This window comes from Tunturiibacter lichenicola, assembly GCF_051013355.1.
Taxonomy (GTDB): domain Bacteria; phylum Acidobacteriota; class Terriglobia; order Terriglobales; family Acidobacteriaceae; genus Edaphobacter; species Edaphobacter lichenicola_F.
The window spans coordinates 1,968,709-1,990,876 of sequence record NZ_CP132944.1; the positions used below are offsets into that span (position 1 = coordinate 1,968,709).

The following is a 22,168-nucleotide window of genomic DNA, read 5'->3' on the forward strand; positions in this document are numbered from 1 at the left end:
GCTTTACTGATGCAAAAAAGGAAACTTGGAACCATAAGGACGCGCTTCGTAACCGCTCATCATCGGGCTAGCTTTGGCTTGCACTCTTTCATATTCGCTCTCTACGCCATAGTCTTTGCAGGTGCAGGAGCGATGCTCGCGCAATCCACTGCACCGAACTCTCATTCGACAGATACTCAGTCGGACAAGCCTCAGGAAGGCGGCCAGGCACCGGCGGTAGGCGGAGCAAACACCGGCGGCGTTCATGCTGCAGTGCTGGACAAAGAGCGAAGACCCATTACTGCTGGCGGATTCGTTAAAGATGGCCCCATTCTCTTTCAAGACATCGCAAAAAAAGCAGGTCTGTCGGGGTGGACCCACACAATGGGAACTCCAGAAAAGAACTTTATCATCGAGACGAATGGATCAGGCGTAGGTCTCATCGACTATGACAACGATGGTTGGCTCGACATCTATCTCGTAAACGGCTCAACCTACGACGCAATGAGTGGCAAAACGCCTGCACCCCATGCAGCGCTCTTCCATAACAACCACGATGGCACCTTCACCGATGTCGCTGCGAAGGCACTCGTTACGAATGACCGCTGGGGCATCGGCGTTGCTATCGGCGACTACGACAATGACGGCTGGCCAGACATCTATGTAAGTAACTTCGGCAAAAATCGCCTCTATCACAACAATCATGACGGCACGTTTACCGACGTAGCAGAGAAAGCTGGCGTCACTCTCGGCAACTGGTCAACTGGGGCCACATGGGGAGACTACGACGGTGATGGCAAGCTCGACCTCTTCGTCCCCGGTTACGTTCACTACGACCTCGCGAACCAACCGGGATCCGGAGGCAAAGATGTGTCCTACAGCTTCTGCCAATTTCGCGGTGAAAAAGTAATGTGCGGCCCGCGAGGCCTTAAAGGCGAACCAGACCACCTCTTCCATAACAACGGCGATGGAATATTCACAGATGTTAGCGAAAAGGCCGGTGTCGCCGACAAAAATGCGTACTACGGATTTGCATCCGTATTCATCGACGTCAATAACGATGGGAAACCAGACCTTCTCGTCGCAAACGATTCCACGCCGAACTATCTCTACATCAACAAGGGTGATGGCACTTTTGAGGATGCCAGCTACGCCTCGGGCTATGCCCTAAACGAGAACGGGCGCGAAACCGCATCCATGGGAATTGCGGTTGGCGACTATAGCAACAATGGTCTTTTGGATATCTACAACACAACTTTTTCAGATGACTACAACCCTCTCTACAGAAATGATGGTGACGCCAACTTCACCGACATCAGCTATCAGCTAGGCATCGCCGAACCGACCATCCCATTTCTTGGTTGGGGAACTGCATTTCTGGACTTCGATAACGACGGCTGGAAGGATCTTGTGATCGTCAACGGTCACGTTTATCCGCAAGTGGACCATACGGCTTGGGGAACTACTTGGGCGCAACGTCCCTTACTCTTTCGAAATATCGACGGTAAAAAATTCGATCTGGAGCCTGCAGTTGAAGGCACAGCCTTGGCGAACGTATACGCTGGCCGCGGAATGGCTGTCGGAGATCTCTTCAACGATGGCAAATTGGATGTCATCATCAACGTCCTTGATGGTCACCCCGCCCTCTTGCGCAACGTCTCACCAGACACCCATCATTGGATCGAACTGAAGCTTGTCGGCGGACCGAAGAGCCCTCGAGACGCCATCGGCGCTACGGTCTATCTCGTCGCCGATGGGAAAAAACAACGGGAAGATGTCTTTTCCGGTGGAAGCTTTGCATCTACTCATGATCCGCGTCTTCACTTTGGCTTAGGAAACAGCACCACTATCGACTCGATTGAAGTTCATTGGCCCAGCGGCACAAAAGAACAATTTGCGGTCAATAAAGTTGACCAGATCGTAACTTTGACGGAGGGTAAAGGCACCAAAATGTAATCGGCAATTGCTCTTTTAGGCATCTCAATCTTTCGATTGAGATTTTTATCCACTCGTAGGTTTATAGTCAGCGATACTTTCGGTTCATTACAATTCATGGTTCTATGAAAAGGGCTCTCGGACAGGTTGGCCGCATCGTTATCGGTACTTTGCTCGGCGCAACATCCGCGTGTATTTTCATGGCCTTGCAGAAGGGCGGCGCTCGCGCCTCGGACTCCGCAACAACTCCAGCTCAGCGAGAGATTTATACGCAGTCGGTGAAACAGCACTACAACCTTCGCTTCGGCCAGGACAAACCCTTCCTGCCTTCAAATGCAACGACAGACACTGGCCAATTCATCAGCCCGCAAGCCTTTCCCGCCGCCAAATACTGCAGTCACTGCCATCAGGAAGCACATGCCGAATGGCGCGAATCGGCTCATGCCAACTCCTTTCGCGCCCCATGGTACATCAAGAACACAGCTCTCCTCACCGCAGAAAAAGGCATCGAGTACACGCGGCATTGCGAGGGATGCCACAACCCAATCGCACTACTTTCGGGAGCACTTACAAAAGGCTCCCCAATCAATCGCAAGTTCGACGAAGACGGTGTGACCTGCACGGTCTGCCATTCCATTCAAAAGGTAGACACACGCGGCACGGGCAGCTATGTCATGGCACAGCCGGCGGTCCTTGTAGATGAGAAGGATCAGCCCATTTACGATGATGTCTCCGACAAAGAGATCCTCTCCCATCTCGACCGCCACTCAAAGGCCGTGATGAAGGACTTTTATCGCTCCAGCGAATTCTGTTCAGCTTGCCATAAAGCAGCGTTGCCGAAGCAACTCAATGACTACAAGTGGCAGCGTGCAATCTTCCTCTATGACGAGTGGCAACTATCATCCTTTGCCAAGCAGTCTCCCCTGCCCTTCTACATCAAAGACGGAGTCTCTACCTGCCAGACTTGCCACATGACACCAGAGAGCCTTACCACCTCCGACTCCGGTGCCAAGGAAGGCAGACTCGCCTCACACCGTTGGCTGGGTGCAAATACTGTTCTGCCGAAGTACTACAACTACAGCACCCAGATGGAAAAGACCGTAGCCTTTCTCAAGGCTGGAGTCTTCAATGTGGACATCTTTGGCCTCGAGAGAAATGGAGAAAAGATCATCGCGCCGCTCGGCAGCGAAGACTTCACCGTCTCCCCTGGAGATCTCCTGACGACATCTATCGTCATTCAGAACAAAGGAATAGCGCACAGCCACGTCCCCGAGCAGCGCGATATGTACGAGAGTTGGATAGAGTTCGAGGCTAAGGACGCCGCCGGCCATATTCTGATGCACTCCGGAGCGATCCAACCCAATGGTGATCTCGATCCCCGCGCGCACAGCTTCACCAATCGCCTCGTCAATACCAAGGGAGAGATCAACGATCTTCATCAGGTGTGGAACAATCGTGTTGTCGCCTACAACAACACAATCGCTTCCGGTCGCTCTCAACTAGTTCGCTACCAATTCAAGGTTCCTACAGAGGCTAAGGGCCCAATTACCGTTACCGCCAGAGTTAACTACCGCCGCTTTGACCAGCACTTCATGGACTTTGGGATGGGCAAACACTACGAAATGCCCGTCGTAGCGATGGCCGAACGGACTCGCACCTTCAATCTCGGAAGTAATCCCATAGCTGTCGACCCGCAGGACAACAAGGAGTGGATGAGGTGGAACAACTTCGGCATCGCGATGCTCGACGCTCAACAGTATGCAGAGAGCGTCCATGCATTCGAGCACGTCGCCCAGCTGCGGCCCGACTACGCTGATGCATTCACCAACATCGCCATCGCCAACTTCCAATGGGAACGCTACGAAGCATCCCGCACCAGCCTGAATAAGGCGCTAGCGCTTAGTCCCCATAATTCACGTGCACTTTATTACCTCGCGTTAGTCGAACGAAATCAGGGTCAAGTAGACAATGCCATTGCGGATCTGCGGGAAGTCATCACAAAGTTCCCACGTTCACGCGACGCGCATCGAGAGCTTGGTTTCTCCCTCTACCAACAGCACAAGTACGATGAAGCCCGAGTCGAATACGAGACTCTCCAATCCATCGACCCAGACGATCTGGCCGCTCACTACATACTTTCCATCGTCTATCGCAGACTCGGAATGAAGGAAAAGGCATCATACGAAGCAGCCATGTTTGCCGATCAAAAAGACGACCCCACGGCCAGCACCTACGCACTCGAGTTCCTTCGCAAACACAATGAAGTCGCATCGGAGACTGTACCCTGGCATACTCACACCGATTTTGCTCCAGAACCAGCCCACTCAGTGGGACCATCTACCCAATGAATCTGTCACGTTTCCCGGTCATCCTTATCTTTGCAGCCACATCGTTTTTTCCGGCACTTGCATCAGCAGCCGACAAGAGTCACGGAGCCGCACTGTTTGCAGACAACGGCTGCCAGCACTGCCATACCATCCGCAAAAACGGGGGCATCAAGGGACCTGACCTCTCCGGAGTTGGCCGATCTCGTAGCAAAGATCAGATACGCACGCAGATACTGCAAGGCGGTCATGAGATGCCAGCCTTCGCAGACATCCTGAAAAAATCCGAAGTCGACGATCTTGTCGCCTATCTTCATTCCTGCCGCGACAAAAGCCAGAAATAACTCTACAGGGTTCAAATCGATAGGCCGTATCATCCGAGTTGTAACCAATCCGGCATAGTAAGTTCAACATGCAGCGAACTCGGCATGAATCTTCCTTCTCCTCTCCATCTCGTGCTGCGATCCTCCCTCCTATGGACCCTATGCGGAATTGCCACCCTCTCGCCCGTCGCCCAATCTCAAGATTCGATCAATCTGGGCCATCAATCTTGGTCCACTGAGAACGGCCTCCCACAAAACAGCGTTCATAGAATCTTCCAGGCACGTGACGGCTATATCTGGATAGCAACCGAAGGCGGTGTAGCCCGCTTCAACGGCATAGATTTCACAACCTTCAATCATGAAACCACGCCCGTCTTTACCAGCGACGATATCTGCTGCTTCGCCCAGGATCCCACCGGGCGAATCTGGATTGGAACCGCGGACGGTTTGCTTCAATACTCAGGTGGAATATTTCGCCGCTACTCAACCAGCGATGGACTCCCTGCTGGCGAGATCATCTCTCTCGCAGTAGCTGATGATGGAACTTTGCTGATTCTCTCTGGTGGTCTCATCACCAGGTTCGATGGGGTTCACTTCACAACGCTGGCCCTTCCGGACTCTGCCACTCCGGCAGCAATGGCCTCTGCCGATAACGGCGATGTCTGGATCGTATCAACCTCTGGAGTGTTTTTATATCAGCATGGTAGCTTCCACTCCCAGCAGTTCAGCCCATCACTGCCATCCGCGGACATCCAGGGCATTGGACCTCTACCAGGCGACGGTCTCTGGTTGCGAGCGGGAACGACTTTAGCGACAGTGCAAAACAGAACCACCCACACTTTACAAATAGAAACTAGTACGTCTGCGTCGCGCATCCAGACGGTCTTAGCTGACTCCACAGGAGATCTCTGGATAGGCACCAATAAAGGCCTTTTTTTTCTTGATAAAAATAGCGCCCGTCCACACCTCCAAACGGCTCTCGGCTCCAATAGCATTCTTTCTATCTTTCAGGACAAAGAAGGAAGTCTCTGGGTCGGCACAGAAACTAGTGGCCTCGCAATCCTTCGACGACAAAACTTCCGAACTATCTCTGACCTCTCGGATCACACAACAACAGCCATTACTCAGGCATCAGACGGCGCAATGTGGGTCGGCACAAATGGGGATGGCCTGGACCGCTGGCGGTCGGGAAATGTCCAACACTTTTCTACTCGCGATGGTCTACTAAGCGAGGTCATTCTCGCTTTGGCACCCGCAGCAGATGGCAGCATATGGGTCGGTACACCCGACGGTTTGAATCATATCGAAGGCACCAAGGTGCAGGCTTACACCTCCGCCGATGGACTTCCCGACGATCTCATCCGCTCTCTTCTCCCGGACGCTGACGGCTCCCTTTGGATCGGTACACGACGCGGCCTTGCGCATTGGCAGAACAATCGGTTCACCACATTGACGCAGGCCGACGGCTTCAAAAGCGACCTCATCGGAGTTCTTCTTCAATCCCACTCCCGCATATCTCCCCCCGGCCTGTGGATCGGCACCCTGAACGGACTCTCCCGCCTCCACAACGGAAAGATCACCACGTTCACTACAAAAGACGGGCTATCGGGAGATGTCATCACCTCACTCGCCGAGGGACACAACGGAACGCTTTGGATCGGAACCAAGGGAGGAGGTCTCAGCGCCTGGTCATCCACCGGCTTCAAATCTTTTCATCGAAACGATCTGCCGCAGGAGATTGATTCAATCATCGAGGATAATCATGGCGATCTATGGCTAGGTTCAAACCGAGGCATCACACGCGTCTCCGCCCCTAAACTCACTGTTTGCGGAACCTCTCCAAATTGCGACCCTCACCCGTTCTCTTACGGACGCTCCGACGGCATGCCAACGGAAGAGGGCGGCTCCATCGGCCACCCGGCCTCATGGAAGAGCACCGATGGGCTTTTATGGTTTGGGACCCGACGTGGTGTCGCAGTTGTAGATCCCGCCCAGCTCGCCGAAAACCACATTTCTCCGCCCGTAGTTATCGAACGATTCACACTGGACGATATCGAACTGTCACTCCGTACGACGGAGCAAAATATCGCTCCCGGCCATCACAGCTTTGCCTTTCAATACGCTGGCCTCAGCTATGTGTCGCCTGGCAAGGTCCGCTATCGATACATCCTCGAGGGATTCGATAAACAATGGACTGACGCTGGCTCACGCAGAGTCGCCTACTACACGAATCTTCCCCCGGGTCATTATCGTTTCCGTGTACAAGCTGCGAACAACGACGGCTTATGGAATGACGAGGGAGCGCAAGCTACTTTCTATGTCAAACCACCCTTCTATCGAAGGCTCTGGTTCATTCTTTTGACCCTCTTTTTCATCGCGGCCATCGGGTTTCTCCTCTACCGTCTTCGTATTCGGCGTCTCCAATCAAAATTTCAGGCAGTTCTCGCCGAACGTAATAGAGTCGCCCGCGAGATTCACGACACCCTGGCACAAAGTTTTGTGGGCGTCTCGGTACAGCTTGAACTCACAGCCCAACTTCTTGCTCAATCGCAGGTCTCTGCCGCCGGGCAGCAGATAGACAACACCCGAAAGTATGTCAGAGAAGGATTGGCAGAAGCTCGTCGTAGCATCTGGGACCTTCGTGCCGTCACAGCGCAACATACTCTGCCTACACGACTCAAAAATCTTGTAGAGCAACGCGCCGGGAAGCAACTTCTCATTCAACTAAACGCCGGTGGTACCTACCGACAGCTCCCCCCAGCGCTTGAAGATGAAATCCTCCGCATTGCCCAAGAGTCTCTGGCAAATGTAGCCCGTCACGCAAACGCAACTCAGGCATCAGTCGATCTGCGCTACCATTCGAATCAATTGACGTTGATAATCACTGACAATGGCCGCGGGTTTGCCGCCTCGGACAACTCCCTCTCCGGCAAAGGCCATTTTGGCCTCCAGGGAATGCGCGAACGGGCAGATCAGATTCGTGCTCAACTCACCATAGAGAGTTCGCAGGCAAAAGGAACTACCATCAAACTGGATGTTCCGATCCCTGCAGAGAAAGGTGCAACAAATAATGGCTGAACGCATTCGCATCCTTGTAGTAGATGACCATCACGTAGTTCGGCAAGGACTCGTGGCACTACTCAATATCATGCCTGGCATTGAAGTTGTCGGCGAAGCCGGCGACGGTCAACAAGCGATTGAACTCTACCGCACTCTACTTCCAGACCTCACTCTGATGGACCTGCAACTGCCCACACTTGGGGGAGTTGATGCCATTTTAAAGATCCGGGCTGAAGCGCCTGCCGCAAAATTCGTAGTACTCACCACCTTCGACGGCGACGAGGACATCTTCCGAGCCCTTCAGGCAGGCGCGAAAGCATATCTGCTTAAGGGGATGACCGTCGACGAACTGCTCTCGACTATTCAAGCGGTTCACGAAGGTAAAACCAAAATCTCACCAGCCATAGCGGAGAAGCTAGCTGAAAGAATGGGCACGCAGGCACTGACAACACGCGAGCTAGGCGTCCTGGAGCGCATCGTCGCCGGTCGAGCCAACAAGGAGATCGCCTCCGATCTCGACATCAGCGAAGCGACTGTAAAGTCACACATCAACAGCCTGCTCAGCAAACTTGGCGTCAGTGATCGCACCCACGCCGCAACCGTTGCTCTTCAGCGAGGAATCGTACATCTCAAATGAGCCGCCCTATGAATTCTCTTCTCATCACTCTGCTTCTTCTGCTTGTGCTGCCGTCTTTTTCCACCGCTCAGCAACGATCTACTTGGCGGTCAGCGACGCCGGAAGAGTTACAGACCGCACTGCCTGCTCGTGCACAGGTTGAGAAAGAGAGGATCGAAACTGAGATGCGTACCGCCTCAGGCATCATCGATCCGCACGGTAAGATCATCGCGGGAGTCGTCCTCATCACAGCAGGCTATTCCGCTGATGGAAAATACTCTCACTACCTTTTGATTCAGTCTCCTATCACCATCGGTGACGTCTCACTCTCCGTTGGCAGCTACGTCCTCGGTTGGAGGAGAGACAACGATAGCCTCTCCGTCAAATTCTATGACGCAACAACCGGCGATCAGCGCGGCACCGTTGAAGCTCACCGACTGACGAATGGCGCACGCGTTGAATCTTTCCGCATCTGGCCACCCTCCGACAATGCATATATTCAGATCGGTCGTTTCTCTGTACCTTATGTGTTAGGAAATCAAGCCGCAAAGTAGCACTCACACTAAAAACAAAGTCGGCAGTTGTTATCCGCTCGCAGGCACTGTACTTTGTACACATGAAAATGTGGAGCAAGATAAGTCTGTCAACAGCATTGCTCTGCGCAGCTGCTCTGCACGCACAAGATACTGCAAAGTGGGAGATCGGCCCTTTCGCGCGCCCCTCGCAGGGTAATCCAGTCATCTCTCCACGCTCACAATCGACATTCGCAGATCCCATACTCAAAGCTCCCGTTCATTGGGAGACCCTTCACACCTTCAACCCCGCCGCCGTTGTTCGCGACGGCAGAGTCTATGTTCTCTATCGCGCCGAAGACGACTCCGGCACCATGCAGATCGGCGATCATACTTCGCGGCTTGGCCTCGCGGAGAGCCTGGACGGCATTCACTTCACCCGACTCGCCGAACCGGTATTCTATCCAGCCGAAGATGCTCAAAAATCACGCGAATGGCCCGGCGGCGTCGAAGACCCACGCATCGTCGAAGCACCAGACGACACCTATGTCCTCACCTACACACAATGGAATCGCACGACTTACTCGGTAGGAATCGCAACATCCTCAGATCTTATGCACTGGGCAAAGCACGGACCGGCCTTTGAAAAGGCCGCAAACGGAAAATACGCACACCTGAAATATAAGTCGGCCGGGATAGTAACGCACCTCATCAAAGATCGGCTCATCGCAGCAAAAATCGACGGAAAATACTGGATGTATTGGGGAGAAGGCGCTATACACCTGGCAACTTCGAGCGACTTGATTCATTGGAATCCAGTCGAGAATGCGGACGGCAATCCCATCGAAGTGTTGCGGCCACGACCCGATCACTTCGATAGCACGTTCCCCGAGACAGGTCCGCCACCAGTCCTGACGCCTGCAGGGATCGTCGTCATCTACAACGGAAAAAACGGAGTAAAAAGCGGCGATCCGAATTTAGGGCCAAACGCCTACGCAGCTGGCGAAGCTTTATTTGATGGCAATAACCCTGCTCATATCCTGCAGCAGACGGAGCAACCCGTACTCAAGCCCGCAATGCCATACGAGAAGACGGGACAATACGCGGCGGGTACGACTTTCGCTGAAGGTCTCGTATACTTCCGCGCTCACTGGTTTCTCTATTACGGATGTGCCGACTCGTTAGTAGCCGTCGTGACAGCGCCGAATAATTAGTTAGTTATCATTGGCAGACCGGTCACTGGCCAATGATCTACACGAGACTCCGTGTTGGGTGCAATGCCGATCCCTGCAGATGACGCAGCATTGACGTCAACGTTCCATCCGTCGACAACCACAAGCGCTTCATCTCCTTTGAGATCCGAGGTGGCAACTTCAATCGTGATCTCCCTACTCTCATTCGGCAAGAAAGACACGTAGTTGTCGCTGTAGTAGACAGGCAAAACTCTCTCTCCGGATTTTTTGCGCCTCAACTGCAAATGAGCCATTAGTGCAACCTGAGAGCCAGGATTGTGAAGCATAACAGACAAATGGCTCTTACCCTCCACGTCGCTGCGTGTGACCTTCGCATCCAACACTACCGTTGGCAAACTACCCAACGCCTTCAGGTCGTCCTGTTGTTCCGGCAAGCCATGCCAGTAGAAGTTATCCGAGATCAATTTCCCCGTTGCGTCACGCAACTCCAGTTTAACGAAATGGACCGCCGACAAATTTGCGGGCCACGAAACGGGCCCAAGCGTAGTCGCGGCACTCGCAAGAGCGGTTACATCAAAATCATGTTGGTACTGGACCGACCCATCGAGATTGTAGATAGCAAGATGAGCGCGGGCCCCGTCCAATGGAGCGTCCAGATTATTAATTACCTGAACCTCGCCACTCGCCTCGTTCAGTTGAATATGTATCGGCTCAGCCGCCTTCTTCACTGCAAATAAAGCCGAGTTGGGTTCAAGATCGTGATGATAAAGCTGCCACACAAAACTGGGCTGCGCAGGGTTGCTCATCCACGTGAGTACACCGGTCGTTGGATGGAACAACTTTGCATTACGCCCCTCATACATCGCTCGAAATGCCTCATAGTTCGCAAGCTGCGACTTACGTACAAAATCAGCAAGGTTTGCCACTTTGCCATAGCGATCCGCAATCATCTGAGGATACGAATCGCCACCCGAGGCGCCCTTGGCAAAGTCATGCTCCGCCCAGTCGTCGTTGATCGTCTCCCAATCCTTCTCTGGCATCATCCCATGAATCGACTCAAGCGTCGGTACCGACACACTTCCGATCTCGGTCTTGAACGCCTCGTCGTACACGTAAAACTCTCGTGGCGTCCTCCAGTGATAAGGACCGTGCGAATTGACGCCGCGCCCATCCGCGGAGTTGGCCTGATACAACCGCGTAGGGTCAAGCTCCGCCATCAAAATGCGAAGTGCTTCGTCAATCTTTTTGGGAGGATACCCCTCATTCCTTGCACACCACAAAACGATGGAAGGATGATTACGGAACCGCAGAATCTTATCTCGCACATTGGCCATGTACGTGTCGAAATCGTCAGGATCAGGGCCGTCCGAAGGGTTCGGTTGAAAAAACTCGTCCCACACCAACAGGCCATACTTATCGCACAACTCGTAGAAGTCTTCGCTCGTACTCTGCCCAACCCAGTTGCGAATCATATTGAGATTAGCAAGCTGATGCATCCGAATCTGCGCCTCAAGTCGCTCTCTCGGATTGCGCTTCATCGCTTCGTCCAATCCCCAATTCCCGCCACGTACAAAAACACGCACTCCGTTCACTGAGATGGTAAGGTTCGGCGAATCCGGAACCTCATACGTAAACTTCCGAATTCCGAAGCTCACATCGCGGCTATCGGAGTCCTTCCCATCGACCTCAAAGCTGAGATGTAGCGTATAGAGATTCTGCGGTCCATATCCATTTGGCCACCAAAGCTTAGGATGGCTCATATGCAGAACGGCAGTCGTTCGCGGATCAAGCGAAATCGTCTGCGAGCTATGTGGTGCCACTTCCACGGCCTGCTGAAATGACACGTCTCCGAAGTTTCCCTTCAACACACCTTTCTGCGGCACATCGCTGATGTTGTCGAGCTTCGTTTGAATGGAGACATCCGCAGTGTCCACCTTGGGCAACGGCAGATCTGTCGTCACCAACGGGTCCTTGATCACCACCGGACCACTCGCCGAAATGAAAACTTTCTGCCAGATACCAGTATCGCGATCGCGAATTGCTGGGATCCAATCCCAACCGATCGTAGAAAGAAACGTAGGACCATCAATCGCAGTGATACCGCCGTTCGCTCCGACACCGTTGCGAATGGTATGTTCATGAGGGTCGCCAGGGTGCGGTTGCGGAGAGACAAGAACTGCCAGCACTGCCTTCTTCCCTGGCGTCACCATCGTTGAAATATCAAAGATCCCTCGCCGAAACGCGCCCTTCGTCGTGCCGACTTGCGTTCCATTCACCCACACTTGCGAAGAAAAATTAATGCCTTCAAAATTCAGCCAGACGTGCTTACCCTCATACGACTTCGGTGTCAGGAAGGTTGTTCGATACCAGTACGGCGAACGTGCCAGACTATCAGGGATCTTGTCTGGACGATTATTCTCCCCATACAAAGGTTCTGGATAAACACCAGCATTTACGAGGCTCGTCAGCACAGTTCCAGGAACAATCGCTGCATGCCAGCCCCGCGTCTTGAACCTCTCGGATGCAACATCGGCTCCAGTCTGCGACACCTCCGCAGCATCCTGCAACTGCCAACCTGAATCGATCGTAACCGCCTGTGCAATCGGTAAATTCGCTGCCAATGCCACCGCCCCCCACCCGATTGAACTGACGGCAACTGCAAAGACTAACCCGGATCCCCAAACTTTCATTCGCATTCGGCCATGCCTTTGATCTAACAAATTTTCGCAATCTACGAGGAGACTCTCTATTGCGATGGATATAGAAACCCTACACGATTCCGCATCTCAGGTCATGCCGCGTCGCTACTTCTGTATCGTCGTCTCCGCCTTCGTAAGTTTCTGTGAAACTTGGGCGGGTGTCGGTAGCTGAGTCCTATCCCATCCGCCACCTAACGCTTCAACTAACTGCACCGACGCAGTCATCTCCTGCACATGCAGAGAAGCGAGAGTCTCCTGATTCGACAGCAGAGTCGTCTGCGCCGTCACAACATCGATATACGGATCGATACCGGTCTCATAGCGAGACGTCTCCAGCTTCAGCCCCTCTTCAGCCGAGCTCGTTGCCTGCTCCTGTTTCAAAATCTGCTGCGACAAAATACGCACCGCCGCCAGGTTGTCCTCCACCTGCTGAAACGCAGTCAGTACCGTCTGCCGGTAGCTCGCAACGTCACTGTTATACGTTGTGATGAACTGATTGACCGTGGCGCGGCGCAACCCGCCATCGTAAACCGTCTCGCTCACCGTCGGTCCAATCGACCACACTCGGCTCGGCCAGTCGAATAGATGCTTCCATGACGAGCTCTCGAAGCCGCCCGACGCGCCCAACGTCAGCGTCGGATAGTACGCGGCGTAAGCTATTCCGATCTGTGCATTCGCTGCCGCCAGCTTTCGCTCGGCTCCAGCAATATCCGGCCTCCGCTCCAGCAACGCTGACGGCATCCCGATCGGAATCGGCGGCGAGTTCGTCAGCAAAGGTTTCACTTGAATCGAAAACTGCGATGGGTTCGCGCCAACCAGTACCGCAATCGCATGTTCAAACTGCGCCCGCGCCACACCTAGGTTGAGCGCCTGCGACTGTACGCTCTGCAGTGTTGTCTGAGCCTCCACCACCGAGATCCTGTCACCAATGCCCGTATCGTATTGGGCCTGTGTCAGTTCAAGCGCCTTCTTATCCGCCTCCACCGTATCGTTCAGTATCCTCTGCAGCGCATCCTGGCCGCGTATCTCAAAGAAAAACTCAGCCAGGCTCGCCTGTTCGGTCAGCTTCTCATTCTCCAGGTCCGCCGCGCTCAACTGCGCGCTGTACTGCTGTTCATGGATAGTATTGCGGACCCTCCCCCATAGATCCGGCTCCCACGAGATGTTGGCCGGTAGCGATCCAAGCGAAGACTCATGTCCAGGGTTCGCAGTACCTGAAACTCCCAGGTTGGACGACGACCGCGAACGTGTATACGATGGCCCAATCCCCGCCGTCGGATAGAGCTCCGAGCGCGCCTGCGCGATCAGCGTCCGCGCCTCCATAAAGCTCTCGAAGAACTGTTTGACGTTCTCGTTATTGATATTTAGCTGATCTTCCAGTGCGTTCAGCTCCGGCTCGTTATAGACTTCCCACCACTTCCCACGAAGCATCGCGTCCTGCGGCTGTGCAACCCTCCATCCGTCCGTCTCCTGAAACTGCGTTGGCGACTCCTTATACGTAACCACCGGCGCTTCTGCTGCAGGCGCAGGCGGTGGTGCGTGATACTTAGGGCCCACCATGCAACCACTCAGCAAGAGAGTCGCGAGGCTGAGACTCGTCGATAATTTGAGTTGGATATTGGTCATAGTTTTAAACATAAGAATCTACTCCGCACCGGCAGCAGCCGCGCTGCCTTCGGGATTAAACGTATCGCGCTGTCGCCCCAACACACGCAGACGCAGGCGATCAAGTGTGAGGTAAACAACTGGAGTGGTGTAGAGCGTAAGCATCTGGCTCATGATCAGCCCTCCAACAATTGTGATACCAAGAGGCCGGCGCAGCTCCGAGCCTGTTCCTGTCCCAAACGCCAAGGGCAAAGCGCCGAAGAGCGCCGCCATCGTCGTCATCAGAATAGGCCGGAAACGCAGCATACATGCCTCAAAGATCGCATCCTCCGTCTCCATGCCGCCTTCTCGTTCTGCCTGCAAGGCAAAGTCGATCATCATGATCGCATTCTTCTTCACGATTCCAATCAGCAACACAATGCCGATGATCGAAATAATATTCAGATCCTGCTTGAAGAGCATTAGTGCGAGCATCGCGCCTACACTCGCAGAAGGAAGCGTCGAAAGAATCGTCAGCGGATGAACCAGGCTTTCATACAACACGCCCAACACAATGTAGACAGCGAGCAGTGCAGTCACGATCAGCAGCGGTTCCGTACCCAACGACTGTTGATACGCCAGCAGGGTTCCTGCAAAAAATCCGTGAACCGAGGTAGGTGTCCCCAATCGCTGCTGCATCTGAGCAATACTCAGTGTCGCATCACTCAAAGACACACCAGGTGCAAGGTTGAACGACACGGTCACAGATGGAAAGAGCCCTGTATGGTTCAGCGCGAGGGGTGTCGTATTCGTCTGGCTCGTCGCCATCGCGTAAAGAGGAGCATTTCCAGTTGCCGTAATGCTGCTGCTGCCAGTCGGATGAAAGTAGATGTTGTTCAAAGCTGCCGGCGTCTGCAAATACTCGGGCGCCACCTCAAGCACCACGTAATATTGGTTCAACTGCGTGTAGATGATCGAAACCTCCGACTGTCCAAACGCACTGTACAAACCCTGATCCAGCGATTGCGCTGTTTGACCCAGCCTCGCCGCAGTAACACGGTCATAGGTCAGCATCTCATCGAGACCGCCATTTTGCTGGTCAGTATTGACATCCTGCAATCCGGGAAGCTTCTTCATCTCAGCCAGCAACCGAGGTCCCCAAGTCTTTAAATCCGCGAGGTTATCCGCCTGAATGGTGTATTGATACAAAGCATTGCTGTTTCGCCCTCCAATACGCAGGTCCTGCGACGCCTGCAAAAAAGCCGAAGCGACTGGGAGACGATTTAACTTCGGCCGAAGGCGGTTAATAATATCCGGAGCGCCAATCTTGCGTATATTGAGCGGCTTGAGAGCCACAAAGATATTCCCTGAATTACTCGACCCCTGGCCACCGGTAAACGCAATCACATTCTGCACGGCCGGATCGCTCTTAATTACATTCCCCAACTGAATGATTGAGTCATTCATTGCGGGAAATGACGCGTCCTGCGGTCCCTGTACACCGCCCGCGAGCGAACCAGTATCCTGCTGAGGAAAAAACCCCTTCGGAATCTTGATGACAAGCGCAACATTCAGCGCAATCGTGAGAAACAGCACAGTCAGAGTTAACCCCGGATTCTCCAGCACCCAATGCAGACTGCGCCGATACAGCGACAGAATCCAGTCGAAGAATCTCTCCGAAGCCATGTAGATGCGGCCGTGTTTGCGCTCATGTTCGTTCTTGAGAAGATACGCGCACATCATCGGTGTCGTAGTAAGAGAGATCACCATCGAAACCATAATCGCCGTTGAAAGCGTCACGGCGAACTCACGAAAGAGTCTGCCGACAATTCCGCCCATCAGCAATAGAGGAATAAAAACAGCAATCAGCGAGATACTGATCGACACCACAGTAAAGCCGATCTCTTTTGCTCCTCTCAACGCCGCTTCAAACGGTGCCATCCCATCTTCAAGATGCCGCGTGATGTTCTCCATCACTACGATCGCATCGTCCACCACAAAACCGGTCGAGATGGTCAGCGCCATCAGCGACAGATTGTCGATGCTGTAGCCGAACAGGTACATCACAGCAAACGTCCCGATCAAAGACACCGGAACCGCAACTGCCGGAATCAGCGTCGAGCGACCGTTACGAATAAAGACGAAGACGACGATGATCACCAACACGATCGAGAGGACCAACGTTCGTTCAACGTCGCTCACCGAGGCGCGAATCGTCGTAGTGCGATCCAGAACAATCGTCGTGGTGATCCCGCTAGGAATCGACGCCTCAACCGACGGCAACTGCGCGCGAATCCGATCGACCGTGTCGATAATATTTGCGCCCGGCTGCCGAAACACAATGAGCACCACCGCACGCTTCCCATTCAGGTACCCGGCCGCACGCGTATTCTGCACAGAATCGACCACGTCCGCCACATCGGACAGGCGCACCGCCAGACCCTTGTTGTACCCGATGATAATTGGCTTGTAATCGACCGCATGAGAGATCTGGTCATTCGCCAGAATGTCTGCGGATATATCCCCGTTGGTAATCTGGCCCTTTGCCAGATTCGCGTTTTGAAGACTCAGCACGGACTGTACATTGGCCATCGTCAGACCAAGACTAGCCAGTTTTGTCGGATTAACCTCGACACGAACCGACGGCAGCGCGCCGCCACCAGGATTTACCTGCCCGACCCCCTCGATCTGCGAAAGCTTTTGTTGTACGACGGTCGATGCTTCGTCGTACAGCTTGTCCGGTCCATACTTATCCGACGTCAATCCGATGATCATGATCGGCGCATCCGCCGGATTCACCTTGCGATAGGTTGGATTCGCAGGCAGGTTCGCAGGCAGGTATGTCCGTGCAGCATTGATTGCCGCCTCCACATCGCGCGCCGCGCCATCGATGTTACGACTCAAATCGAACTGGATCGTCACAGAAGTCGTGCCCAGGCTGCTCGCCGACGTCATCTCTGTGACCCCTGCTATATGCCCGAACTGCCGCTCCAGCGGAGTAGCCACCGAAGACGCCATGATCTCCGCACTAGCACCAGGCAAACTCGCAGCCACCGCAATCGTAGGAAAATCCACCTGGGGCAACGGAGACACAGGGAGCACCTTGAACGCTATTGCACCTGCGATCGCGATCGCTACCGTCAGCAGCGTCGTCGCTACTGGGCGGTGAATAAAAGGTGCAGAGATATTCATGGCTGGCCTTCCGCTACCGGCTCATTCGTAGCGCCATGCGTCGTCTTCTTTCTCGAGAATCTCTGGGCCAGATTGTCAAAGAAGATGTAAATCACAGGCGTCGTGTAGAGCGTCAGTATCTGGCTGAGCAGCAATCCGCCCACCATGGCAATACCGAGCGGTCTGCGCAGCTCCGAACCGATACCACGCCCAAACGCCAATGGCAGACCGCCCAACAGCGCTGCCATCGTAGTCATCATGATCGGCCGAAAGCGAAGCAGGCACGCCTCATAGATCGCATCCGTTGAGTTTTTTCCACGGTTGCGCTCGGCATCCAGTGCAAAATCGACCATCATAATGCCGTTCTTCTTCACGATGCCGATCAGCAGGACAAGGCCAATAATGGCCACCACACTGAGGTCCTGATGAAAAAGAATCAACGATAGAAACGCGCCCACGCCTGCAGACGGCAAAGTAGAAAGAATCGTGATCGGATGGATAAAGCTCTCATACAACACTCCGAGCACGATATACACCGTAACCAGTGCGGCAAGAATCAGCAGCGGCATACCGGACAATGAATTCCGGAACGATGCCGCAGTCCCCTGGAAATCAGCCTGCAGACTCGCTGGCATATGCATGTCCTTCTGCACCTTCGTGATCTCTGTGATCGCCCCGCCAAGCGCAGCGTTCGGTGCAAGATTAAAAGAAACAGTGATCGCCGGAAACTGTCCCTGATGCGTAATCGAGAGCGCCTCTGTCGTCGTCTCAAAGTGCGAGAACGCGCTAAACGGAACCGCGCTGCTATAGGCCGAACTTGTCATTCCCGCGGAGGTCGAGCCTTTACTCGAGGTCGAAGTGGACGTGCTCGCAGTCAATGCATTCACCGGTGGAGCAAGCGTATTCGCCGACGCCGTAAACAGCGCCGACGTCGTCAGCGCGTTCGATCCAGCCGAGCTAGAACCATTGCCCGAAGAGGTTGCCGCCGCTCCGCTGGTGCCTGACGCGGAGTTCGACTGAAGGTAAAGATGGTTCAACTTATTAGGGTCAAGTTGAAACTGCGGCTCAGCCTCTAAGATCACGTGGTATTGATTCAACTGCGTATACATCGTGTTAATCTGCCGCTGACCAAACGCATCGTAGAGCGTATTGTCGATCGTCGTCGGCGCCACACCCAGCCGCGAAGCAGTAGCCCGGTCGATGACTAACGACACCGCCAGTCCACCCAGCTGCTGATCCGTGGCCACGTCTTCCAACTCCGGCAACTGTTTCAACTTCGCGACGAAGCGGCTGGTCCAATCATTCAGCTCATTTTGATCCGGGTCTTCCAGAGTGTACTGATACTGCGTCCGGCTCACCCGATCATCGACGGTGATGTTCTGCACGGGCTGCATGAAGATCTGAATATCCTGCACACTCTTCAACTTCGACTGCAGCCGCCGAACAACATCCGAGGCACTTAGATCGCGATCTTCCAGCGGCTTCAGGTTGATCGACATTCTTCCGCTGTTGATCGTCGTATTCGTGCCATCTGCACCGATAAAAGACGAGAGGCTCTCCACCGCCGGGTCTTGGAGAATCACCTTCGCGACCTCTTTTTGTTTCTCCGCCATCGCCTTCGATCCAATGGTCTGCGGAGCCTGCGTTATACCCTGAATTACGCCCGTATCCTGTACGGGAAAAAATCCCTTCGGAATAATCACGTAGAGATAGATCGTCAGCAGAAGGGTCGCAAGCGCCACCAGCAGCGTAATCGTCTGATAGCGAAGCACCACCTTCAGGGTGCGACCATAGAACGCAATCATCCGTTCAAAGACGTGCTCCGACGCTCGATAGAACCGCCCTTGTTGATCCTCAGGGTTATGCTTCAAAATGCGCGAAGCCATCATCGGCGTAAGAGTGAGCGAGACAACCGCTGACACAACAATCGTGACGGCAAGTGTCACCGCGAACTCGCGAAACAGGCGTCCGACAACGTCTCCCATGAACAGCAGCGGAATCAACACAGCAATCAACGAAACCGTCAACGATAGAATCGTGAACCCGATCTGCTCCGCGCCCTTCAGCGCCGCCTCCATCGGCGAGTCACCCTCTTCCAGATAGCGTGAGATATTCTCCACCATCACGATGGCGTCATCGACCACAAACCCGGTCGAAATCGTCAGCGCCATCAACGATAAGTTGTCGAGACTATAACCCAGCGCATACATCGCCGCGAAGGTACCGATCAGCGACAACGGCACAGCCACGCTCGGAATGATCGTCGCGTACAAATTGCGCAGAAACAGAAAGATGACCATCACCACGAGGAAGATGGTCAACATAAGCTCAAACTCCACATCGCTGACGGAGGCCTGAATAGGTGTCGTCAGGTCAGTAAGAGTCGTGACATCGATGCCCTTAGGAAGATTGGCCTCGAGCTGCGGCAAGAGCGCCTTGATGCTCTTGACCACACTGATCGTATTGCCTCCCGGCTGGCGCTGCACGTTCAAAATCACGGCCGGCGTCTGATTCATCCACGCAGCCTGCGTGCTGTTCTCCACGCCGTCCAGAATGTGCGCAACATCGGTCAACATCACCGGCGCCCCATTGCGATACGCAACCACGACCTTCGTATAGTCATGGCTCGTGACGAGCTGATCGTTCGCATCGATCTGGTAGTCCTGGCGCGGCCCATCGAAGTTTCCCTTCGCTGCATTCACGCTGCTCTGCGTCACCGCCGTCCGCAGGTCTTCGAGATTGATGCCATACGATGACAACGCTGTAGGATTCGCCTGAATCCGCACCGCAGGTTTCTGTCCACCGCTGATGCTGACCAGTCCCACTCCACTCAGCTGAGATATCTTCGGCGCCAACCGCGTATCCACAAGGTCTTCTACCTGTGAGAGCGGCATCGTCTTCGACGTAATCGCGAGCGTCAGCACTGGAGCATCGGCAGGGTTCGTCTTGCTATAGATCGGAGGCGCGGGCAGGTTAGCCGGCAGAAAACTCTGCGCAGCATTAATCGCCGACTGCACCTCCTCCTCTGCAATATCGATGTTCAGACTAAGGTTGAACTGCAGCACAACCACCGACACACCACCCGAGCTGGTGGAGGTCATCTGACTCAACCCCTGCAGCTGGCCAAACTGGCGCTCCAGTGGCGCCGTCACCGTCGTCGACGTCACCGTCGGACTCGCGCCCGGATAGAAAGTCAGCACCTGAATCGTCGGATAGTCCACCTCAGGCAGCGCAGACACCGGCAGCTGTGTGTAACTCACAATACCGACTAGCAGAATGGCAGCCATCAGCAACGACGTTGCGACAGGTCGCAGAATAAACGGACGAGATGGACTCAAGGAGCGCTACTCCCACTCGTATTCGCAGGAACCGGCTTACTCGAAACGACAACCTTCGAATTATCCTGCAACTTGTCGAAGCTGCTATTGGCAACCACATCGCCAGGATTAATTCCCGTCAGCTGAGTCGTCATGCCTTCTGTTACACCTGGCTTCACTGGGCGCATGTGAGCAGTGTTGTCCTGCAAAACATAGACAAACGACGCCGCACCATTGTGCTGAATCGCAGATGTCGGAACCAGCGTCGCGCCTTGCAGCGTATTCACCAGCAGACGAGCATTAACAAACTCATTGGGAAACAGCAACAAGTCCTTATTGTCAAAGGACGCCCTTGCCTTCACCGTACCTGTCGTCGTGTCGATCTGGTTGTCGAGCGTCAGCAGAGTCCCGGTAGCAATCTGCTTCAAAGCCGCCCGATCATAGGCATCAACAGGCAACTTGGCCCTCTGCTGCAGCCGCGGTTGAATCTGCCCCAGGTTGTCCTCCGGAACAGTGAAGATCACCGTGATCGGCTGTAGCTGCGTGATCACCGCAAGCGTCGTCGTTCCCGATGACTGCACCACATTGCCCGGATCGACCAGCCGCAGTCCCACTCTCCCCGAGATGGGAGCCCGAATATGGCAGTAACCCACTTGTATCTCGTCGAACTTGACCGTACCCTCATCGTTCTTGACAGTGCCGGCATCCTGCAGCACCACCTTCTCCTGATCGTCCAGCGTCTGCTTCGGAATCGCATTTCTCGACCACGCATCGCGATACCGGTCGCGGTCCATCGTCGCCTGCGCCAACGTAGCCTGATCGCGCTCCAGAATGCCCTGCGCCTGCAATAAATTCGCTTCGAACGGCCGAGGATCGATCTCGATCAGAGGATCGCCCTTGCGAACGATCTGCCCTTCCTTGAAGCGCACCGCAATTACCGGCCCAGTGACCTGGCTGGTGATCGACGCCGTATAAACCGGCGTCACAGTCCCGATCGCATCAAGGTAGACGCCGATATTGCCTTTCTGCGCAGTGGCAGTAGTCAGCGTGACCGGCCCTCCGGCACCGCGCCGTGGCGATGCTGCACTCTTCGTCGTGTCGTCGTGATGACGCAGCACCAGGAAAAAACCGGCAGCGAAGATAAGCAGCAAGACAATCCAAACGATAACCCGGACCAACTTATGTCTGGGCGTTGCTGGAGGAGGGGCCGGAAGTTGATGGTCAGGCCCTATGACTGGGTGTTCACTCGAATCGGCTGGCAATACGTCTCCCTTGCTGCCACACTTGAAATTTTGGACTCTAAGCACAACCTGTCCGATACTCTATCGACGCATGGAGGTACTTAAAGACTCAAGGTGGTCCATCCATCTCTAATCTTAGGAGTATCGATGCCACAAACATCTTCGTCTCAATGAGATGCCTTCGAGCATCCGTCAAGCTGCCCGCAAGTCGCTC

At 54.2% G+C, this 22,168-nt stretch carries 12 protein-coding genes; 7 read left to right on the forward strand and 5 right to left on the reverse strand.

Annotated features, from left to right (window positions below):
• The first annotated feature begins 132 nt into the window (after positions 1–132).
• The 7 genes from RBB82_RS08465 (at position 133) to RBB82_RS08495 (ending at position 9,963) form a co-directional block, all read left to right on the forward strand.
• Entirely contained in the window at positions 133–1,935 is a 1,803-nt protein-coding gene (locus tag RBB82_RS08465; RefSeq protein ID WP_433974683.1) for a CRTAC1 family protein, read from the forward strand.
• A gap of 104 nt (positions 1,936–2,039) precedes the next feature.
• On the forward strand, positions 2,040–4,262 hold the full coding sequence (locus RBB82_RS08470; protein ID WP_433974684.1) for a tetratricopeptide repeat protein: 2,223 nt from the start codon (positions 2,040–2,042) through the stop codon (positions 4,260–4,262).
• The gene (locus RBB82_RS08475) at positions 4,259–4,582 is read left to right on the forward strand and encodes a c-type cytochrome (protein WP_433974685.1); all 324 of its coding nucleotides are present in this window, start codon (positions 4,259–4,261) and stop codon (positions 4,580–4,582) included. The genes RBB82_RS08470 and RBB82_RS08475 overlap by 4 nt, the downstream gene beginning before the upstream one ends.
• A gap of 84 nt (positions 4,583–4,666) precedes the next feature.
• Positions 4,667–7,639, forward strand: a complete 2,973-nt coding sequence (locus RBB82_RS08480; RefSeq protein ID WP_433974686.1) for a sensor histidine kinase — start codon at positions 4,667–4,669, stop codon at positions 7,637–7,639.
• A complete protein-coding gene (locus tag RBB82_RS08485; RefSeq protein ID WP_433974687.1) occupies positions 7,632–8,258 on the forward strand; it encodes a response regulator in 627 nt (208 codons plus the stop codon). The genes RBB82_RS08480 and RBB82_RS08485 overlap by 8 nt, the downstream gene beginning before the upstream one ends.
• 8 nt (positions 8,259–8,266) lie before the next feature.
• Positions 8,267–8,791, forward strand: a complete 525-nt coding sequence (locus RBB82_RS08490; protein WP_433974688.1) for a hypothetical protein — start codon at positions 8,267–8,269, stop codon at positions 8,789–8,791.
• Between the two features lie 68 nt (positions 8,792–8,859).
• The gene (locus tag RBB82_RS08495) at positions 8,860–9,963 is read left to right on the forward strand and encodes a glycoside hydrolase family 130 protein (protein WP_433974689.1); all 1,104 of its coding nucleotides are present in this window, start codon (positions 8,860–8,862) and stop codon (positions 9,961–9,963) included.
• Here the strand turns inward: RBB82_RS08495 and RBB82_RS08500 are convergent.
• The 5 genes from RBB82_RS08500 to RBB82_RS08520 all read right to left on the reverse strand — a co-directional run bounded on the left by RBB82_RS08500 (position 9,960) and on the right by RBB82_RS08520 (position 21,864).
• Positions 9,960–12,638: a glycosyl hydrolase 2 galactose-binding domain-containing protein gene (locus tag RBB82_RS08500; protein ID WP_433974690.1), complete on the reverse strand. Its 2,679-nt coding sequence runs from the start codon at positions 12,636–12,638 to the stop codon at positions 9,960–9,962. The two genes, RBB82_RS08495 and RBB82_RS08500, sit on opposite strands and share 4 nt — an antisense overlap.
• 108 nt (positions 12,639–12,746) lie before the next feature.
• Entirely contained in the window at positions 12,747–14,279 is a 1,533-nt protein-coding gene (locus tag RBB82_RS08505; protein ID WP_433974691.1) for an efflux transporter outer membrane subunit, read from the reverse strand.
• 6 nt (positions 14,280–14,285) lie between these two features.
• A complete protein-coding gene (locus tag RBB82_RS08510; protein ID WP_433974692.1) occupies positions 14,286–17,417 on the reverse strand; it encodes an efflux RND transporter permease subunit in 3,132 nt (1,043 codons plus the stop codon).
• Positions 17,414–20,734: an efflux RND transporter permease subunit gene (locus RBB82_RS08515; RefSeq protein ID WP_433974693.1), complete on the reverse strand. Its 3,321-nt coding sequence runs from the start codon at positions 20,732–20,734 to the stop codon at positions 17,414–17,416. Before RBB82_RS08515 ends, RBB82_RS08510 begins: the two co-directional genes overlap by 4 nt.
• Positions 20,731–21,864, reverse strand: coding sequence for an efflux RND transporter periplasmic adaptor subunit (locus tag RBB82_RS08520; RefSeq protein ID WP_433974694.1), 1,134 nt, complete (start codon positions 21,862–21,864; stop codon positions 20,731–20,733). The genes RBB82_RS08515 and RBB82_RS08520 overlap by 4 nt, the downstream gene beginning before the upstream one ends.
• Between the last annotated feature and the right edge of the window lie 304 nt (positions 21,865–22,168).

Coding starts and splice junctions, on each gene's coding strand:
- RBB82_RS08465 (WP_433974683.1), top strand. CDS start 133: ATGCTCGCGCAATCCACTGCACCGAACTCTCATTCGACAGATACTCAG.
- RBB82_RS08470 (WP_433974684.1), top strand. CDS start 2,040: ATGAAAAGGGCTCTCGGACAGGTTGGCCGCATCGTTATCGGTACTTTG.
- RBB82_RS08475 (WP_433974685.1), top strand. CDS start 4,259: ATGAATCTGTCACGTTTCCCGGTCATCCTTATCTTTGCAGCCACATCG.
- RBB82_RS08480 (WP_433974686.1), top strand. CDS start 4,667: ATGAATCTTCCTTCTCCTCTCCATCTCGTGCTGCGATCCTCCCTCCTA.
- RBB82_RS08485 (WP_433974687.1), top strand. CDS start 7,632: ATGGCTGAACGCATTCGCATCCTTGTAGTAGATGACCATCACGTAGTT.
- RBB82_RS08490 (WP_433974688.1), top strand. CDS start 8,267: ATGAATTCTCTTCTCATCACTCTGCTTCTTCTGCTTGTGCTGCCGTCT.
- RBB82_RS08495 (WP_433974689.1), top strand. CDS start 8,860: ATGTGGAGCAAGATAAGTCTGTCAACAGCATTGCTCTGCGCAGCTGCT.
- RBB82_RS08500 (WP_433974690.1), bottom strand. CDS start 12,638: ATGCGAATGAAAGTTTGGGGATCCGGGTTAGTCTTTGCAGTTGCCGTC.
- RBB82_RS08505 (WP_433974691.1), bottom strand. CDS start 14,279: ATGTTTAAAACTATGACCAATATCCAACTCAAATTATCGACGAGTCTC.
- RBB82_RS08510 (WP_433974692.1), bottom strand. CDS start 17,417: ATGAATATCTCTGCACCTTTTATTCACCGCCCAGTAGCGACGACGCTG.